This is a genomic window from Neptuniibacter sp. QD57_21 (assembly GCF_047778075.1).
Classification (GTDB): domain Bacteria; phylum Pseudomonadota; class Gammaproteobacteria; order Pseudomonadales; family Balneatricaceae; genus Neptuniibacter.
This window is the reverse complement of sequence record NZ_CP180549.1, coordinates 1,862,276-1,881,329: the sequence shown is the minus strand read 5'-3', so window position 1 is coordinate 1,881,329 and position 19,054 is coordinate 1,862,276. Positions and strand designations below refer to the sequence as shown.

At 45.3% G+C, this 19,054-nt stretch carries 8 protein-coding genes (1 of these 8 only partly in view); all 8 read right to left on the bottom strand.

The window, feature by feature from the left end; genetic code table 11:
* Nucleotides 1–4 precede the first annotated feature (4 nt).
* Nucleotides 5–133, bottom strand: a complete 129-nt coding sequence (locus ACMXYS_RS08215) for a hypothetical protein (protein WP_415898216.1) — start codon at nt 131–133, stop codon at nt 5–7.
* Between the two features lie 85 nt (nt 134–218).
* Nucleotides 219–710: a thioredoxin domain-containing protein gene (locus ACMXYS_RS08210; protein ID WP_415898215.1), complete on the bottom strand. Its 492-nt coding sequence runs from the start codon at nt 708–710 to the stop codon at nt 219–221.
* A gap of 394 nt (nt 711–1,104) precedes the next feature.
* Nucleotides 1,105–1,899 carry a SapC family protein gene (locus ACMXYS_RS08205; RefSeq protein WP_415898214.1) on the bottom strand — a complete coding sequence of 265 codons (795 nt, stop codon included), beginning with the start codon at nt 1,897–1,899 and terminating at the stop codon, nt 1,105–1,107.
* Between the two features lie 254 nt (nt 1,900–2,153).
* Nucleotides 2,154–3,005 (bottom strand): efflux RND transporter periplasmic adaptor subunit, encoded by an 852-nt coding sequence (locus tag ACMXYS_RS08200; RefSeq protein ID WP_415898213.1) that lies wholly within the window; start codon nt 3,003–3,005, stop codon nt 2,154–2,156.
* A 9-nt stretch (nt 3,006–3,014) separates the two neighbouring features.
* A complete protein-coding gene (locus ACMXYS_RS08195) occupies nt 3,015–5,000 on the bottom strand; it encodes a preprotein translocase subunit SecA (RefSeq protein WP_415898212.1) in 1,986 nt (661 codons plus the stop codon).
* Nucleotides 4,990–7,134 carry a hypothetical protein gene (locus ACMXYS_RS08190; RefSeq protein WP_415898211.1) on the bottom strand — a complete coding sequence of 715 codons (2,145 nt, stop codon included), beginning with the start codon at nt 7,132–7,134 and terminating at the stop codon, nt 4,990–4,992. Before ACMXYS_RS08190 ends, ACMXYS_RS08195 begins: the two co-directional genes overlap by 11 nt.
* Nucleotides 7,135–7,146: 12 nt before the next feature.
* Complete coding sequence (locus tag ACMXYS_RS08185) at nt 7,147–9,024, bottom strand: efflux RND transporter periplasmic adaptor subunit (protein ID WP_415898210.1); 1,878 nt, start codon at nt 9,022–9,024, stop codon at nt 7,147–7,149.
* A 263-nt stretch (nt 9,025–9,287) separates the two neighbouring features.
* Nucleotides 9,288–19,054, bottom strand: partial view of a Calx-beta domain-containing protein gene (locus ACMXYS_RS08180; protein ID WP_415898209.1) — the 3' end only. The gene runs 25,651 nt beyond the window's last position; 9,767 of the gene's 35,418 nt are visible here — the last part of the coding sequence; its start codon lies off the right edge, out of view — the gene reads right to left on this strand; the stop codon is at nt 9,288–9,290.

The following is a 19,054-nucleotide window of genomic DNA, read 5'->3' as shown; positions in this document are numbered from 1 at the left end:
GCTATCAGTGAGACGACATAAAGCCATTCGAAATGGCTGAGATTGGATAATTTTGATTCCCTTTCACGATGTTCATAACCGTATCATAAGGGAAGTCGTACTCAATCAGCAGAACCAATGGATGGTTATGCATTGAGAAGAACCTATCGGCATCACTTCAAAAGATTCCCCAGTTCGGAAGCTCATGAGTATCGTCGTTATCCAGTAGCCCCAAAGCGCTACCTGATGCGGGAAATATTCTTTCCTTTAGCCAAACCTTGTAATAGATCTCGTATACGTTCGGGCGATGCGACCCCTTGTTCAAAGTGTACTCTTTTACCGCTTCTGCTGAAGAACAGCAGGCTGACATGGGGTACATTATGCTGCAGTGCAAATTCCCGGCCTTTCTTTGATGCGATATTTGCCGTCTTAAACTGCACAGTTGAGGCAAAATCAGGAAGAACGCTATGGACATTATTCTTTAACTGGCGGCATAACGAGCAGTTAGGGTCATGGATCTGCACCACCGTTGGCTTACCATTACCGATAACCGACAGGTCATACTCCAGCTGCTTCTGCTGACTAAAAACAGTAATCGCGATGGCTAAAATTCCAATTATTGTCGATACGAATAGACCACGGCGTATAACTCGCTTCCAATTTAGTTTTCGCTTAACTGGATTCATTTTCTTTTGCGTTGACGTTTTTCCTGACTTTCTTTTCTTTGCCATCTTTACCTCTACTTACCGCGCAATTTCACAGCGACCGCCTAATCGACGGTCACCTTAATCGAGAAAGATCAGAAACTCAGATCTCCGCTCTTTCATCCGTTTCAAGGAAAGAATGATTCCAGTTAAGTACACCCTTTTTATCCCTATCCGTTGGTAACGCTTTGACCTTAAAGGCATTCAATAGTTCAGGTATAACAACCATGCTCTGGATATTCGAGATGCAAAACTGTATTTAGGGAATTTGGAGTCGAACAGCGTTTCTAATCGGTAGCTGTCCTTTTTACATGAAATGAAGGTAAAACCGAGGGTGGAAAGAAAGCTTTAAAGCCCTTTAAATTCCAGCCCTCAGTTCTGAGGAGTATCTATTGACTAGAGTGTTTTAAAATGGAATGTACTAATTTAACGCTTCCCCTTCATTGGGTTCATTTGCATCTAAAGGTGGCACGGGTGTTTGTAGTTCGTCGCTGTCTGAGCTCTTGGCAAGATCAATCATAAGTGAGAAGTTTTTCATAGATTGGAGATGGATGTAGATCATCTCCAGCTCGCCACTTTGCGCCAACTCAGATAGCGTATCACCAGGTAGTGCGTTTAATTTCGCACGGTTAATACCTAAAAAGCCTGTTAAAGACATCTGTTGGCCGGTATCCAATGCGACTTTGGCCTGCATCGGTTCAAATAGATCTAACTCTTTAAGTTTATTAGCAAAGGTTTGAGTACGCTTAAAGTGTGCTTGGTATTCTTCGACAAATGATAAAACACCGTTTAGGTATTGTGTTCTTTGCCCTTCAGCATCGAATAATCGTTCGCCAATTCCTTCCTGATTAAAGCCAGTAAAGCTTTCATCGATACATAGCATCAACGTTCCGCCGTCATCTGTGGTGGAAAACACAAATGGGTAGCGACGTACGAAGGCAGGGATATACTTAGCTTTCCAGTTCCCTTCATCATCAACAAACATATTTCGTTCATCTGATACACCTAATATGGCTACAGGAAGTACATCTGCGCCAGCTTGAGCGAAAACGATAGGGTATTCCTGAGCTGCATTTGGAAATTCCACAGCCATTAGGGGAACAGAGTTAGTTAGTTTGGCGTATTCGTAATTTTTACCAATTTTGACAGACCAATCGCGGTGTTTGGTACTGGATACAGGCACTGCATTTGTATAGAACAACAATTGCTTACTCACGACATTCCCTCCGTGATATTCATTTGTGAATGGTAACGGGCCATTAATAATCATCACAAACGGCAATAGTGAGTTTTAACGTTAGAAACGTCTATTTTTATGCCGTAGGGAACATCTGGTCATTATCGTTTTTTATGGCCCTCGATAACTATAGCCAAAGATAGCCTTTAGTCAGGTTATTTCCTTTTAATTATTGGTTATTCTTTGTGCTTATGTTCCCTTACAAATATTCTTAAAACTCAGCTAAAACAGCTCTATTCCGATGTATCAATAGCGGAGATAGCCTCGGTTTCGTTTGGATTGAATGTGATGTTGCATCTCACTCCGCTCGGAATAGTTAGTTCTGGGTTTGATAGTTCTAAGCGCACCCCAAAAGTATCGCTGGCAGGATCTACGATCTTATCTACCACGACCACTTCTGCAGGGTGAGCTTTTGCGCCTGGATATTCTGGAAGAACCGTGGCTTCCATTCCTACAGTGATTTTCCCGTAAAAGTCGACTGGGACGATCAGTTCAACATTCAGAGGGTCAACTTCAGCAACCTGTAGAATAGGACGGTTATCTACTGATTCCCCTAAAGAGATCTTTCTGTCCACGACGATCCCATTCAATGGGCTTCTAATAATTCTTCTGTCATAAAATTTTTGAGCCCTTTCAAGTTCAATCTCTGCTATAGCCTGTCTGTTTATAGCTTGCTTAAGTTGTAAGTTAGCTTTTGAATAATTAGTTCGCGCTTCATCCAATAATTGAGCTGAAATTGCTCTCTTTTTATGTAGCTCTTTGATTCTTGAGAGTTCTCTACTAGCGAAGTTTAGATCTGCTCTCCTTTCAGATACTTCGGCAGTAATGCTTGCTCTGGTTTTTGCTAGTTTAACTGTTACCTCTTCAATATCTGCGTCTAGTTTGGCGATCTCTTGACCCATAGTGATTAGATCACCCCGATCAACTAATAGCGCTTCAACTACACCCTGCTCCCTAGTACTCACATCGGCTAATGAATGAGGCTTAATGAGGCAATCGAAGCCTTCCAATTTATCATCTGCATATGAACTCGGTATTTGGCTTATAGCCAAGAGTATTCCCAAGTGGAGCAAGAGGCTTTTCATAAATTATCCTTATTCCTGTTGGCCGGAATATGACAACATATTCCCTAAATGTTCATCGATTCGTAGAAGCTCTTTTCTAACTTGCGCGTGTTTATACTCAGCGATCTTTTGTGAAATTAAGACGCTTATTTTTCTAAAGTAGCTTTTAGGGGATCCTGTATGTGAGTGTAGATTCCAGATCCATTTAGGGCTGAATTTAGTCACAATCTCATCTTCTAACGACAGGATATATTCGTAGCTTCCTGGATCGCCTTGTCTGGCAGCACGCCCAAATAACTGTCGGTCAATTCGACTGGCCTCATGTTGTTCTGTTGCAATGACATGCAGGCCGCCTAAATCTATTACGCCTTCTTCTAAATGGATATCTGTACCACGACCTGCCATATTGGTTGCAACGGTTACACGACCTTTCAAGCCTGCCTGGGCGATGATTTCTGCTTCATTCAGGTCCTGCCGTGCGTTCAGGACTTTGTGCGGTATCTCTAGCTCTTGTAATAACTCACTAAGATTTTCAGATGCTGCTACAGATCGTGTGCCTACCAAAACAGGTCTACCCTCAGTTCTCATCTGATGAATTTGAGTTAATATGGCGTTATTTTTAAGATCATTATTTACGTACACTCGCCAGCCCATGTTTTTTCTGATCTGTGGCTTATTTGATGGAATGACCATAGTGCCCAAGCCGTACACAGCCCATAACTCACCGGTGATCTCTTTTGCAGTGCCGGTCATACCCGCTAAGTGCAGGTAGCGTCTAAAAAAGCGTTGGTAGCTTATGCGTGCCAATGTCTCTGGTTGTGATGTTATGGGGCAGCCTTCTTTGGCTTCAATCAGTTGATGAAGCCCTTGTTCCCATGAACGATCAGGCATTACACGACCTGTATATTCATCAATAATCAGAACTTTGCCGTCTTTCACCAGATAATGAGTGTCTTTGATAAAGTAATTTAAAGCGCTCAGTGCTTGCCTAACTAAATTTTCACGTCTTTTTTTACCTCTCCATAAGCCACCTAAGGTATCGCCAAAGCTATCAAGTTTGGCTTTTCCGTTCTTGGTAAGCTCAATGGCCCGTTCTTGATCTATGAGTTTAAAGTCTTCCGTAGGCTCCAGTTCGGCTGCCATTTCCAATGCTTGCTCGTAGATCTGTGACTCTTTGTGATTATCGGTTTGTTTCGAAATAATTAGGGGGGTTTTGGCTTCATCGATTAAGACGGAATCGGCTTCATCTACAATGGCGAAACATAACCCCCTTAGCAGAACATTACCCTGCTGTTTACCATCGTTGCAGAGATCATCCAATTCATACCTGAGGCGGCCGCTGTTATGGCCCATCACTATTCGATCCTTTAGATAATCGAATACTAATTGTTTATTCGTGCAGTAAGTGACATCACACAAATAAGCAGCACGGCGTTGCTCTGGTGTCATTCCTTCACTAATCAAACCAACGCTTAGGCCTAGGGCGTTATAAATGGGTCTCATCCAATCAGAATCCCTTTGCGCTAAATAATCATTAACCGTAATGATATGTACTGGAATTCCACTCAGGGCCGCTGTGCACGCAGGCAGTGTTGCTGTTAATGTTTTACCTTCACCGGTCTGCATTTCGGCTATCTTGCCTTTGATCATGGCCCAGCCACCCATGAGCTGGGTATTGAAATGCCGAAGTCCTAAGGTTCGTTCAGAAACCTCACGAATAAGGGCAAAGCAGTGAGCTATTGAATCATCAGTCAGCCCGCCTACGCTTAGAGATTCCTTTAGCTCTCTACATACATTTGCTAGATGATCATCGCTCATTGCCGTTAATGGATCTGAATGACAGTTTACTTGCGTGATAAAACTATCGAAGCGTTTCTCTTTTAACTCAGGAACAAGCTGGCGCAAGCTCCCTTCTATTTGCGAAGCAATACGGTCTAGCCTGCTGTTTTGGCAGGTAACCTTTTGTGGGTAATGTCCCAGAATCACGCCAGGACGTAGAGAGGCACTAGATTTCAAAACGACTCAACAGCAACTGTTTGAGTTGTCTATACCATTGAAAAGCCAATGGCTCGTAACCGTGATCAAATCGCACATTCACACGACCTCCTATATTTCCTATCTCTTCAATATCTGGGAGAAGCAGATCAAATTGGAATAACCGTTCCAGTGTAGTTAAACCATCTGGGTCACTGAGATCGACAGGAAACTTACCTCCACCAGTGCTACCTAACGCTTTAGAAGGTAATTTGAAAATTCCTCCTGGTACCTCTCTCTCTATCTGTGCTTCTTGCGGAAGTTTGTCTGCACTCTCAATCCATGCATCTACTTTTTCAGTTCTATTCCTTACTAGTCCGATTTGATTCTGACTGACAACAGTGCGGATGCGTGTGGTAGTAGGTTCGAGTACGTAACCAATAATATCGCCACGGTTCATAAATCGTCCGGGCAAGTCGATCGCAGAAGGAACAATAAATAAACCTGCCGCGCCACTGTATACGGTGAGGGACTCAAGTTGTTCTGCAATTCTGGTTTGCTCTGCCTCAAGGCTTTCAATCTCTTTCCTAATAACTAGCGCTTGAGAGCGATAGGAAAACTGTAACTGTACTAAACGTGCTTCTAACTCCCTTCTTTGTGCTTTAAGAAGCGCCGATTGAGCTTCAAGAAAAGGATCATGAGATTGAATTAAGGGCTGTCCCTCTTGGACTATCGTATTTTGGTGAACCAAAAGTTCTTCAACAAAACCATCCACTTGCATTCGGACATGGGACTTTTCCGGTAGCCAGATAACACCCTCTGCAAGGGTTTTAGAAGGTGCTGGAATAACAAATAGCATGATAAACAAACTGGCTAGCCCGACAGCTGAATAAGTAATAGCTTTGGATCGTTTATGCTTGAGTCGAGAGTGAGTAAACAGAAAATCTAGCATCTTGAATAAAGGCAGAACCAGCTGGGTAGTTATCGCCCAGATAGCCAATAACACACCGATGAAGAATAGTTCGCCCGCTATAAATAGGATAATGACGAACATAATAAACATGCGATAAACGAAAGAAGCGACCCCGTAGAAGATTAACCACCCTTTTTCACCGCGTTCTGCTGGTGAGTGCTGATCAGTAACTGAAAAAAGGTAACGTTGAGTTAAGTAAGCCAGATATTTTTTAGAACGGGTTGCCAGATTAGGAATTTCTATGAGGTCTGACATGATGTAATAGCCATCAAACCGCAGTAATGGATTACCGTTAAAGAACAGGGTCGAAACACCGCCTATGAGCATAACATTGAATGCAATGGCTCTAACGATTCCAGCTTCAACGTTTAACCAGACAAACATAGCGATAGACGCTAAAAATAGCTCAACCATTATACCTGCGGCACTGACCACGACGCGTTTATGCCTTTCTGGGAATGCAGTCGCGGAGGATGCCTCAACGTAAGGTATAGGCATTAAAACCAGCAGCATTATACCCATCTCATGGACTTCGCCGCCCCACACCTTTACTGCGTAAGCATGCCCCAGTTCGTGTAAGGCCTTAACTAATGGGTAGATCAGCCAAAGTAAAAATAGATTGTTATAAGTAATGGCTTGGTCGATAGCATTTTCAGTTAGATCTGACCAATGAATACCTGCTTGGACAGCACCTGCGATAATTACGCTTAGCCAGATGAATAAACCGCCAAGACCAAACAAAGGTTTGGCTAAGAGCAGTGTTCTGGCTAAAAAGTTATCTGGGTCCCATAAAGGAAAGCGAAGCGCTAAAGGCGACATGAGTCTTTGCTTCCATTTAACCTTTTCGTGACGTTGGTGCCGATTAAATAACTCTTCGCTGTCTGGTATTACGTCAGTTTGGAGGACATTGGCGGTATGCAGCTGACTGAGAAACTGCATCGTTTCATCTTGTGTAGGTGCGTCGTCACCGAGTTGTTTAGCTACTAGGTGCCAGATCTGGTCTACAGTGCGCTCCCCATCCATTAAACCAATAAAATGGTAGGCTGCTGGAGTAAAACGATGGTACTGTCCTGACGAAGGCTCTTTGACGATGTACCAAATCTGACCTCGGTACTCATGTCGATTGATTTGAGTGTGGCTACGAATATGTGGTTTCAGTTCTGCTACGCGGTACCACATTGAACTGTATAGATTGTCAGCCATAGTCTTCTCCTCCTACGGCCACCAAGACCAAACTGTAAACCTTACCCATTCTGTAAACTCGTGGGTCCAGATCCAGATTAGTTTACGCTGCTCTATATTTACTTTGCCGACGCCCTCCATGCCGGGTCTTAATCTTTCTATTCCGCCATCTATATAGGCTTCCACTCGGAAATAGTTACGCCCATCCTCTGCAATAGCTACGGGGGTTTTCTTAACGATTACCATATCCAAGAGCTGGTTTGGCATACTTGCTAGTTTTAATGAGCCTAACTGCCCCTCTTCTACTTGAGAGTATTCACGTTCATCAACCTTTAAAATGACCCGATAGCTATTCAATGGCGCCAACTCGAATAACACTTGTCCTCTCTCAACAGGCGCACCTAGCATCTGACTCAGATCACCACTGACGATTACACCATCAAAGGGAGCTGTGACCGCTGTTCGATTTAGCTGGGTATCAATCAGTGCTATCTGACTATCCGCTTGATCTTTTTGGGCGCGGAGGATGCGCATCTGTGCACGATCGCCATTGGCGAGGGCTTCTACATATTCACGCTGTCTCTGTTGTTTTTGATTGTTCCATTTAACGCGTTCTAATTTGAGATCTTTATCTTCCATGGCAAACAGAAGATCCCCTTTATTCACGATATCGCCTGCCCTGATATCGGATTTAGAAATGTAACCCGTAAATTTAGCGGTGATCGCGCGTTGAATAGAACCCTCTAGACTGGCATTGGCAGATACCCGGTACGTCCCATCGGCTATGCTGAGGAACACAGCTAGGAAAATTGTAGAAATAAGGGCGAGTTTTAAACCGGTATGTCCTTCACGCACAAAAAGCGGCAATGTATCAGTCAGCGAGTCCCACATCTTACTGCCAATCCAGCGATCATCTCTTCTGCGTGCATCTAATACAGGGCCGACGAGCAGCGCAACATACCGACAGAAATCGATCTCATCTTCTGTGAAACTCTGGCCTTTTGCTCTGGCCAATGTAAGTCCGCCAATCGGGTCACCCGCATTCCCCATCGGAATCGTACAGATATGGCCGACACTATCTTGCCTTGCGAGGTCTTCATGAGATCTGAGTGCCCGTGGTGCGGTATCGGAAGGCGCGGGATAGACCAACAATGCTTGTTGATCGAGTGCTTCATCCATCGCTCTTGCGATTAGGCGCATTAAATTGTTTTTTTCTTCAAATTCCGCACTGTGCGAAAACGCACTTAATTGGATGTGTTGGCCTTTTAAAAAGCCTATCCCTACCCATTCACAATCCATACAGGAGGTTAGTTCAGTCACAAAAGCGGTGGCTGCGGCATGGAAGCGCTTTGATTCTAAACTCACTGCTACTAACTCGAGAGCTAAAGCCAAACGAGTTTTAGATGTTAATGTAGTTTGTCTAACGAGTGTTTCTAGCCACGCGCATCCCCATTGAAGCTGACGCATAACTAGACTTAGTTGCCTTTGGTTTCGTTCGCTGACTTCGAGAGCAACAACTCCGCAGAGTTGTTCATCAACCAGTAAAGGGTAAGCAAGAGATGTGTGATGATGGGATGATTTGCTTGATCTGACTGAGCCCTTTCTTTCGCTCATAGCGAGCTCGGCCACGACTGTCATATCAAAACTAGCTTCGCTATCTTCTGGCCAATGAGCGATTGGCGTATATGGCCCTTCTTCTGGCTCGCCCATAACTACAACGCCAGCGTGTACCTCTTCGATCAACTGGCATTGCAGCGCAAGCCATGTCGATACGTAGGCTTCTCGCGAAGTTGTTTGCGTGAGCTTGGCCCAATAGTTGGGGTTTAGAAAGGTGTCAGAAACAGCAGATGTTTCTGAATTTTCTCGGCTACCATCCTCTGGTTGCTCTATTCGGTATTCGTCGGTTCCCACAATATAACCTTCCTAACATGGACTAAGCACACTGGTAGAGGTTAAGGGAGTTGAATGCCAACAGCTGATTTATGAAACATTATCAGCCCCCCTGAGACTAAACAGAGTGATTATCTATAATCCGTTTTTTTACCATCTGTTTAGTATTCCGTAAGGGAAGTATAGACGTGGATCTTACTGCTCTCAAAAAAACAAAGCCACCCATCTGTTATCTGTTTAAAAACAATCAGATGAGTGGCTTTTTTTATGTTGGGTGTTATTGACTATTTCTTACTGGATTTAGGTGCGATAGGTGTGTTTCCCCAACCAATCATAGGTTTACCCTGGTTGCGCTCTACCTCTTCTGGTAATTCTCTATCATCGAATAACCATTCTGATATAAAACCTGAATCTGCATTATCCGCTTCAGAAACATGATCTGCGCCTTCATTATTAGAGTCACTGAAATCAATATATGGCAGTTCTAGTTCATCATCGTGATTATCGGTCTGGGTGAATGATTGCCCAATTAGATCACCCGCGCTTGGAGCATTACCTTTAGTGAAAGCAATATCCCTAGCGGCGACAGTGCCTTCTGATTTGATCTGCTCGATACCTGGAACATTCTCAGCGGCCATCATGTTATTAAGTAATTGATGGCCACTTAAGGCAAGGTGTGCAACCTCAGTTCCATGCAGTTCATCTGCAGCCAGAATGGTTGTACGGAAGTCTTCGGATTCATCATGATTATCAGGGAGTAGACGAATACCGGTACTCAAATGCTCGGCCATCAATTCTGAATGTTCAGTTGTATCATGATCGAAGCCAAGTAGATGGCCGATTTCGTGAGAGACAACACTGAGTAGATCCATTGATTGGGCTGCTTCTTCATTACCAATGGCGCGTAATGAGCTATCAGATGTTTTAATGATGAATTCACTATCATCATCGGGAGTACTATCGATGAACCAGCCAAAGCCTGCCGCATTGATGTCGATCACAATGGTATTAGCCCCTTGAGCTTCACCGAGTGTATTGCCTTCTAGGTCTTCGATACGGACATCAATAGTTTGTAGTGTTTCAAGCTGTGCATTAGTGAGACTTCCAGTGTCTATCCAACGACTAATCGCTTCATCTACGATTGGCGTTAACTGCTCTTCGGTAACAATGTCTGCGTCGTCAATGGATTTTGGCGCACTGTGCTTAGCTTCCATTCTATTGTCATCATCCAAAATGGTGATCACAGCCTGATTATCAGGGAGTTCTATTCCGTTTGGATTACTGAAGTTAACAGTGAACGTCTCATCACTTTCCCTAGTTTTATCACTGTTAATTCGTAAGCTGATGGTGGCACTGGTTTGCCCTGCAGCGAATGTTAGTGTGCCAGAAGCTGCTTGATAGTCATTGTCAGCAAGTGTTGCGGTACCGTCTGCAGTGCTCCAGTTGACACTAACAGATTCAGTAGGCGCTGAAGTAAGGTTAACTGTTAGACTTACATTCTGATGTTTTTTACTGCCTTCAATTACTGATACGTCACTGACTGTTAATTCAGGCGTGCTGGTTGCTGGTTGATCGTCGTTTGTAATGGTAATCACCCCTGAACTATCACCAATTACAACGCCAGAAGCGTCGGATAGCTCTACAGTGAAGTATTCATCACTCTCTTCGTTAGTATCACCATAAACTTGAACCGTAATATCAGCACTGGTTTCACCGGCCAAGAAGGTTAGCGTTCCAGAGGTCGCTTGATAGTCTCCATCGCCTAATGTCGCGGTTCCATCTACGGTACTGTAATTGACGGTAACAGTTTCGGTTAGCGCTTCAGAAAGGCTGACCTTTAGGATCGCAGCAGTTGCGCCACTGTTCCCTTCTATTAGCTCGACGTCACTGATAGTGAGTTCTGGTTGAACTGGCTGTTCAAGCTCAGGGTCATCGGTGCGTACAACCACATCATCGAATGTAGTTTCGCCATTTTTACTGTACAGACCAAAGCGACCATCCAATACTTGGGCGTTGAATGCAAAGTCTACCCTGGCAATATCGTATTCAGATCCAGCTTCGCTAAGCGTTGCGGTGACTGTCAGGCCTTTGAATGAGAGATCGATATCATAATCATCGCCAGCTTGAAGATCGCCAGAAACTTCATAGCTATCATCAACGACCCAACCATTCGCTTCTGTGTGGTGACCTACAACCAGAGCATTACCATCTACATCCAGAGCGACAAATTTGAAATCATTCTCGCCGTAGTAATCGAAGATGATACCACCATTAGTTTCGGTATTTAGTGTTGCTGCTAGTTCTAGAACAGAAGAAACATCAAAACCGTTGCTGAGTCCGAGATCAACCAAGCTGATGACATGCTCATTAGTATCTGCAGTTCCTGTATAGGTGCCGTTAACGACGGTCCAGTTGGCTGGATCGACTGGTTCGAATGTTAAGTTATTGGTACCAGCATTAAATTCTTCAGTGACTTCGAATGTAATCTCTGGTGGTAACACCTGAACCGCCACATTATCGAATGTGCCCTTCGCATTATCAGAACCTACACCAACCAAACCATTGTTTAATCCGTATACAAAACCATCAGGATCAACTCTTGGATCAAAGGTATGAGTAAAGTACTCGCTGCCATTAACAACCAAGGTTGCGGTTGTGCCGTTGATTGCGAGGAGTAAGTTGTAGTTACGATCAGGTTTTACTTGTACCGGAGATTGAACATCTACAATCCAGCCATCCGCGGTACGGTGCCCCATTTCGAATTTGTCGTTAGAGACGTTGATACCAGCAAATTTGAAGTCTTCTGGGCCTTGATAATCAAAGATTAGATAAGCATTCGCTTTCCAGCCCCCTGTTGGCTTCTCGGTACTTACAGTGGCTGCTATTTCAAAGTAACTTGGTAGTGCATCATCGATATAGAAGACACTGACTGCATCACCACCGAGTGATTCGGCAGAAACACTCAAACTACCTGATTGCACCTCAAAACTACCACTATCAGTGAAGAAGCCTTGTGACTGGCTATTTAAACCGTCATTAAAGTCGGCACTTCGGAGTACATCACGACGGCCGCCTGGAATGTTGCCTGGTTGCGGATCAGTTGGACCGCCGGTCTGATCTTGCCATAGGCCGTGATCTTTCTGAGTGATTAGACCCATTTCTCCGTAAGGTTCAGCCTGTAGGTGCGCCACGTTACTATATCTGCTGGTGGAGTTTTGAGTGCCGACATCGGCTGTACGGGTGATATCCGCTCCATCACTTGCTGCTTGCGCCCACAGGAAGTCATACAAGTGCGGCGGAACTTGACGACTTACCGTAGCGATACCAAATGGCGCGAACGGTACAATATAGGAGTTATATTCGCCTACCCAATCGATTAAGCGATCACCACCGGTATTACCGATAAGAATATCGAGACCTGCACCACCAAAGACTCGATCTTCATAAACGATATGGGTATCAGGTGCATCATTCAGACCATTGGTTTGATCATAGCTTGTACCTGAACCGCCGGTTACATCATCGGCGTTCATAAGGTCATTACCCCAACCACCGTAGATATGGTCACGACCTGTACCGCCGACAATCCAGTCATTACCTAGATCACCAAATAGAACATCATCACCGTCGCTTTCATGATCTACTAGATCACCGATTGGTGTGCCATTTGGAGCGAACTCAATGTAACCGGCTTCTGTTGCACCTTCGTTATCCATTGCATTTAGGAAGTAATGTCTTAAACCATCAGGGCTTACAGCATCATCTTTCCAAACGCTGTCATCATGATTGAACAAGATTAGACGACGTGGATCGTATTCATCGTATAGATAGAATTCACCCAATCTGCTTTGTACAGGTTTAGGTGCATTCCATGGGTCTGTGTCATCACCGAACAACAAGATGTCATTAGGATTATAAGGTCGACTGAAATCAGTTCGGATTAGATAATCGATTTCAAGGTTATCATCGATCACAGGCGCGTAGGACTCAGGTAGCGCCTCAGCACCACTCATCGCATCATCACCTGCACCACCATGGATAAAGTCTTTTCCTAGACCACCGAAGATGATGTCATCCGCAAAGATTGGATTGAAGAATGGATCATCAATACCTGGAGCTAGATCAAAAGGGGTTAGATCGACTGATTTTTTCAATTCGAACTCAATGTTGATAGTTTCTGTCTGTACTTGTCCTGGTGTGTAGATGAATTCATTAAGTACGTCGCCCTGACTAGTACGCGTATCAGGATCTCGGTCTAGCAGCAGTTCTACACCGTAAAGGGTTTCTTCTCTGCCTTCTGTAGCGGTATTACGGCTGGTAAAGATGCGACCATCATCACCGAGAATACCATCGATACCTGTGCCACCGGAGATCCAATCAAATCCCCAGCCACCAATGATGTCGTCGTCATCGGCATCACCGAAGGCGATATCGTTACCGCCACCGAGGTAGATAAAGTCATCGCCAGTGCCACCATGGATCTCATCATTTCCACCAATATCCACTTTTGCGTAGATACTGGCATGAACTGAATCGCCAAACATTTCACGGTATGCAGGATCGCCTAGGTCTTCTAACTCGAATAGTTCAGGTTTGAAGTCAGCACCGCCAGGTGTGTAATCAAGTAGGCGCACACCGCGAACAATAATGCGTTCATCACCACGGTCTTCGCTGCCTTCAAAGTTCTGATCGTAAGCGTATTCTAGATAATCTTTTCCTTGGGTGTTTACATCAATTCCATCGACACCTACGAGCCTGATGATGTCGCCGTTATCACCCACAATAGTATCTGAATCACGGCTATGGCGACTTTCATTAGTGGTACCATCAGTCAGTTCAGTAAAGTCTCCATTCTCATCGATATTAAAGCCGTTGTTTCTATCGATTTGTGTGCCGGCTCCGCCGAAGATCATATCGCCTTTATCTGGACGGTGATCTGGAGTAACTAGGCTGAAGTGAGTTGAAGAACCACCAACAAGGTCATCTTGACCTAAGCCACCGAAGATAACGTCTTTACCGCCACCACCTTCGATATAATCTTCTCCGTCACTAGCAAGCTCTGTGCTAGCGATAACGGTGAGTGGGCCTACTGGGTCTTCCGCTCCCATTCTTTCTCTTGCAGCGCCAATATGGGCATCTGCAGCAACAGCACTATCGATAGAACCATCACCTTGGATAATATCGTGGCCGAGTTGACCGAAGATGGTGTCATGCCCTGCACCACCGGCAATATAATCATTACCGAAGCTACCGACGCCTTCTAATCCTGAATCGATGGCAAAGTTATGATATTCAGCGTAATCGATCTCATATTCAGCCCACCATTGTGGACCATTAGGATCACGGTAATCTCGAAGTAAGCCATCCGTTAATAAGCGGCCAGAGGATTCACCACTCAATGGTGTTTGACCCGCACCATCGCCGTAAGCATAGAGAGGATCGACTCCATCAGGAAGGTCACGGTCAGTACGAGCGTAAATCAAAGTGCCCGCAAGAGTCTGGAAGCGTGCATTAAGAATATCGTCCAGTAGATCTCCGTCGATCACTACGCCATCATCACCGGCCATACGGGTGAGGCTTACCATATCACCAAAGATCAGATCATCGCCCTCGCGACCATCAATCATGTCGTGACCAGAGCCACCAATTAGTACATCGGCAATGGATGTACCGTAGATAATGTCATCTGCGCCGTTTTGCGGTGACAGTGCGTTAATTTCTAGCACTGTATTTAGTTCAGTGGTCTGAATTTTCTGCAATAGCGGTAAAACACCTGCTGGTATTGGTACCAGTGCGTCCAGATCAGGTTCATTTGGGTCATGGACAAACTGTACAACCTCACCATGGTCACCAAATATAATATTCTGGCTATCAATAATTCCTGCATCTATGCCATCGACACGGCCATCACCTTGCAATGTGTCCTGACCTGCGATCAAGTTGTCACTGACAGGATATGGGATTTTTACAGGGGCAAAGGTTTGATCACTAGAACCAAGGTTTGGATTGATAGAAGGTGCAGGATTGTTATCGCTCGTTGTTATATCTAGGGCTCTGGTAAAGATGTTGACGTTAATACCACTGTCGCCGTAAATATGATCGACACCGCGCTGGCCCAAGATAGTATCGTTGCCCGAACCGCCTGCTAGATGATCACCTGCTTGGCTACCGATTATTAGATCGTTACCTGCACCACCGTAGGCAGTAAAGCCAACGGTTGGCATATCCTGATCAGAAACACCGGCAAATAGCTGCGAAGCATCGATGATATCGTGACCTGCAAAGTTGTAAGGGTTAGCGAGTGGGAATACCCATTCGTTATCCTCGTTCTGACCATCTGGTAAGTGTGGGAACATATCAAATGGTTTATCACCAAACTCTTGGCCTAGTCGATCGAACGAGTGTCCGGAATACCAAACACCGTCTTGGCTGGTATCACCGTAGATTACGAGAGGACTATCTGGACCTGCTCCACCGGAAACAATAAAGTGATCGCCGCCGATCTCTGAACCAACATCGGTTGTTATGTCTGTTCGAGTGATTGTGACGGTAGTGGATTCAAGCGCGCATTCATGAATCGCAGCGCCCTGGAGGTACATTTGATGAGTAGTGACACTTGCTACGGTGAAGCCCCCTGCTATGCCCTCTAAGTAAATAACCTGACCTGCTTCAAATCCATCATCAATCCAACTGCCACCATCTGAGCGTACTAGGCGATCTACGATTAATTCGACCTGTTCGACTCCGGTTACAGTTGTTTCAGCGACCGATAGATGTAGATTGATATCACTAATGGTACCGCCAGCAAATGATGCTCCCGATAGGATCATTGCTGAGCCCGTACCCCAAGTTGCGAATTGCTCGCCTGGGTTGAGGCTTTCATCTGCGTCAGCAAAACCTAAGACTTCGCGGGTTTCACCTTCACTTCCTACCTGAATTAACTGACCTATTGTATAGCCATCATCCTGCCAGCTACGGCCATCGAGGCGAGTTAAGATGTTATCGCCATCAACGGTTGTTGCGTCGTAGTCACCTATAGTTTCGACGAATAGGTTACCGCCACCATGAAGGGTTGTGAGGCTTCCGTGCGGGCCTTGCACCCAAATCAGCTCTTCACGGCTTTGCTCTGTTGCAAGCTCTTCACCGAGAAGTGTCATGTTGGAACCATCTATATCCAATACTCGGTATTGAACTGCCGAATCAAAGCCTCCTAGTGAGATCAGGTGACCTTCTAAGAAACCATTATCTTCCCAGTTTTGGCCGTCCTGTCGGGTAAGAACGCCACCTTCATTATTGCCTGCAACATCAAGCACGAGCGATTCGATCACCAAAGCATCAACTGCAGTTAGACGAATGTCACTTGTGCCATCGAATAGCGGTACTGGTGTGGCACCTGAAAGGACAAGGATCGAATTATCATTTGGATCTGTAATTTCAACCGTGCCAACGCCACCAGGTGCTGTAACTGTTTGAGACGCATCTAGCACTTCAACTACGGTCCAGCTACCGACATAACCATCAATAGTGACTTCTTGCCCAGGTAAGAAACCTTGTGCTTTCCAGTCATAACCCGCAAGGGTAATCGTGCCGCCGCCGTTGATTAGATCAGGCTCTGAGGTAAAGGCGTTTTCAGCAGAAACAAAGGCTGTTGGGTTAAGCGTACCGGTAACTTCTAAACGGTCATTACCTTCGCCGAGCATTAGATTGAATACTTCGATGCTGCTTTCGGAATCGTTGGTACCGAAGCCTTCGGATCCGAGATTGATCTTACCGAAGCTAATACCACCTGGAACAACGATATTTCCACCGCCTGAACCTTCACCGAAGGTTGGGCCACTGACTGGACCGAAATCAAGATCCTCTGCCATACCGAAACCTTGTAGAGTGGTTTCTGTCAGAATTCCGATTGTATCGGCTTGGCTGGAATCATTAAAGATGTTCAATACATCGATCTGCTGACTTTCTGGAGGCTGAGCACCAATCGCAATCAAGAAGTCGTCTGTTTCACCCGGTAGTTTGATACCGTTTGTGAGCGAGCGATCAGCACCTGTTGGTCCACCTTCAACCGCCAATGGGCCTCTGAGTTTAGATAGAAGATGGTTTGAAACTGGGAAGATTTTCACGCCTTCGCGTGTTGGTGGTACGGTGTAATCATCATCCGTTTGCAGCTCTACAGTTTGCATATTGTAGTAATCTGCATCAGTGAATGTTGCTAACGGTGCAATTCTTACAACGGTCACATTATCAGTTACACCATCGCCTAACCAAGTTGCGTCTAGGTCTGATTCAACGTCATCTATGGTCACGTGGATCAGTTGCAGCTTGCTATCCTGACCGTCGTTGTCGCCACGAATCAGCTGAACTTTGGCTTCTACATCAGCCTCGACACCATTGGTGTCACTGATACGCACCCACATGCCTTCTAAGAAGCCTTCGGATAACCAGCCTGCTTGCTCGCCTTCCAAGCCTCTATCTAAGAACTGGCCTGGGAAGAAGTCAAGATTGGTCTCTTCGCCAAAGCTTACCTCGCCAGAGTAGATAAAGGCTTCAGCGAGATCAGAAAGCACAATTGGGTCGGCTGATTCACCTGGAGTACCCCAGGTTCCTGTTGTAGTTAATGTAAGCGTTTGACCATCTTCAGAGACTGAGAGTACTTCATAATCGCCATCGTTAGCGCTGCCACCAATTCTGATGGACTGGCCGGCTACAGGGATTAAGTGACTAATAGCAGTGGCGTCGACGGAAGTACCATCTTCTGTCCATGCGCCCATCGCTGTAAGAGTAATGGTTGTTGCACTAACAGAGAGAATTTCATAATTACCGTTGTTGTTTGAGAAGCCCCCTGCACCTGTGGCATCAATAGCAATGGTTTGTCCTGCGGCAAAACCATCGGCAGCAAAGTCGCCTGCAGCTCTTGATAAGGTTAGGTTTGTTCCATCATCGCTAAAGGTAACAATATCGTTAAACAGCTCCTCAGCATCGAAGCTGGCACCGTAGAAGCCTTCATCAGCAAAGTTACCAAAGTCTGAGCCTGTGCCTCTTGTCAGTGTGAGATTGGTACCATCATTACCAAAGATGATATGACCATTAAAGATCTGATTAGCCTGCAATCCACCAATGGCTGCGTAATCTTCCGGTGTAATAGCTACTCCGTCGATTTCGATTACATCGGCTAAACCATCAGTGAGTACAGCAACTTGGACTTCGCCTGTAGGTGCACGGGTTAGGCGGAGTTCATAAGTATCGGTTTCACCGCTACCTGCTGGAATATCGCGGATTAATTGAGTTGAACCGCCGCTTTCGATCACTACAGCCCCTGAGGTTTCGTTATCGTAAACTTCAACATCAAGAAGCTGCAGTCCAGAACGTAAGTTCGGGAAGATGTAATCAGCATCGGTTGTGTCATCGTTACGTTCAAACTCTACGACAGCAAGCTGGAGATCTTCTCTGACGTAATCATCGCGTGCCTCAATGCCAATATTAATAGCATCATTCCAATCAGGGTCTACTACACCATCAACAAATGTGAAGGTTGCTTGACCAATAATTACGCGGTCATTGACTGCGTCATAGACAGGGTCGGTAAATAGCTCGAGGCGGCTATCAGCATCAGGATTGGTGAATTTGATTGCTTTATCGGCGAAATCATTCAGTACAATATCAACCACCACTTCACTGCCAGGTGCTGGTTGCATCGCTAGTTGTAGTCGAATTTGATCGTTAAGTTGAGTCGTTGCATCGCCTTCAACCACGATTGTTTGACCGTCTACCAAGCCGTTTTCATCGATCTCTGTAATCAGTACTCCCGGAGTATCGTTATCAAGCACAGTCACTTCGACATTGCGGACATCGGCCGCATCGTAGATATCAACGTTAGAGATCACAGAGTGCTGGATGACAACAACGCGATCACCTTCAGAGCGTTGGTCATCTGGTGCAAACATATAAACGGACTGTTCAAGGTTCCAGTTTGTGTGATCGAAGGTTAGTACGACCGCTCTGTTATCAACCTGAGTAAGTACACCATTGATCATCACAGAGCGTTGGAAAT